This is a genomic window from Actinotalea sp. C106 (assembly GCF_023630195.1).
Taxonomy (GTDB): Bacteria; Actinomycetota; Actinomycetes; order Actinomycetales; family Cellulomonadaceae; genus Actinotalea.
In genome coordinates this window covers 1-1582 of sequence record NZ_JALPKN010000462.1, presented here as the reverse complement: position 1 = coordinate 1582, position 1582 = coordinate 1, and the positions used below count along the sequence as shown (strand labels likewise).

The 1582-nt window shown below is 74.7% G+C and carries 3 protein-coding genes; all 3 read right to left on the bottom strand.

The window, feature by feature from the left end; all coding sequences use genetic code 11:
- The coding region (locus L0B03_RS17615) for an FAD/NAD(P)-binding oxidoreductase (RefSeq protein WP_250448280.1) at positions 1-883 on the bottom strand (883 nt) is incomplete at its 3' end.
- A 182-nt stretch (positions 884-1065) separates the two neighbouring features.
- On the bottom strand, positions 1066-1329 hold the full coding sequence (locus L0B03_RS17610; protein ID WP_208056664.1) for a metal-sensitive transcriptional regulator: 264 nt from the start codon (positions 1327-1329) through the stop codon (positions 1066-1068).
- Positions 1330-1355: 26 nt separating this feature from the next.
- Positions 1356-1582, bottom strand: a 227-nt coding sequence (locus L0B03_RS17605; protein ID WP_250448278.1) for a rhodanese-like domain-containing protein, incomplete at its 5' end; no start/stop codon positions are given.

Sequence of the window (1582 nt, the reverse complement as noted above, 5' to 3'; positions counted from 1 at the left end):
GCACCCCGGTGACGCCGTGGCGGACGGCCGTCGCGTCGCCCACGGCCCACACGTGCGGGTCGGAGGTCTGCTGGGTCGCGTCGACGACGATGGCCCCCTGCGGGGTCAGCTCGAGGCCCGCGGCCTCGGCCAGGCGCGAGTCGGGGCGGACGCCGACCGAGAGCACGACGAGGTCGGTGGGCAGCACCGAGCCGTCGTCGAGCCGAACCTCGACGGCGGTCTCCGCCTCGGGGGTCGCGGTCACGGCCTGGGCCGCCGTCCCGACGTGGGTGCGGACCCCGTGGGCGGCGAGCTCGTCGTCGACCAGCCGGGCGAGCTCCTCGTCGAGGGGGGGCAGCACGTGCGGGGCCAGGTCGACGAGGTCGACCTCGAGCCCGCGGCCGCGCAGGGCCTCGGCGGCCTCGAGCCCGATGAACCCGGCACCGAGCACGACGGCGCGGCGTGCGCCCCCGTCGACCATGGCGCGCATCGTGTCGGCGTCGGGCACGGTGCGCAGGGTCTGCACCTGGGGCAGGTCGAGCCCGTCGACCGGGGGGCGCAGGGCCGTCGCGCCCGGGGCCAGGACGAGGGCGTCGTAGGCGAGGGTCTGGTCACCGGAGGCCGAGCGGACCGTCACGGTGCGGGCCTGCGTGTCGATCGCCGTGGCCTCGTGCCCCGTGCGCACGTCCAGGCCGAGGGAGGCGCCGAGGGACTCCGGGGTCTGGAGCAGCAGTGACGCACGGTCCGGGATCTCGTCCCCGACGTGGTACGGCAGGCCGCAGTTGGCGAAGGAGACGTACTCGCCCCGCTCGAGGACGACGATCTCGGCGTCCTCCGCGAGGCGGCGGGCCCGGGCGGCCGCGCTCATCCCGCCGGCGACGCCACCGATGACGACGATCTTCATGGAGCTCTTCCTTCGTGCTCGGGTGCGCTGGGTGTCGTGCTGGGCACGGCCAGAGGTCGTCCCGTCGGGACAACATACCCCCTGGGGTATTCATTTCCTGCCAGGACCGAGGTCATGGGCCCCGGCCCGTCGGGCCCCGGGTCGTCGAGGCGGTCCGCCTCGGGGGAGCGGGGGGCGGGGGCTCAGGCGAGGGAGAGGAAGAGCTTCTGCAGGCGCTCGCGGTCGATCGCGGCGTTCTCGCCGCCCTCGACGATGCAGCGCTCGAGCCCCGTCGCGATGATCGCGAACCCGGCGCGGTCCAGGGCCTTGGAGGCGGCCGAGAGCTGGGTCACGACGTCGGCGCAGTCGGCCCCCGTCTCGAGCATCTTGAGCACGCCGCCGATCTGACCCTGCGCGCGGCGCAGGCGGTTGATCACGGCGGTCATCTCGGTCGGTTCGAGCTGCATGCTGCTCAGTCCTTCTCTCGGTGAGCTCATCGGGTCACGACGTCCTGCCCGGCTGCGCGCCAGGCGCCGATCCCCCCGGACAGGCTTGTTGCACGGTATCCCGCAGCACGCAGCTGGGCGGCGGCGCCTCGGGACCTCATGCCCGAGGCGCACATCACGAGCACGGCGCGGTCCCGGGGCAGGCGCGGCATCTCGCGGGCCAGCCGGTCGAGCGGCACGTGACGCGCGGCGCGCGCGTGGCCTGATCGCCACT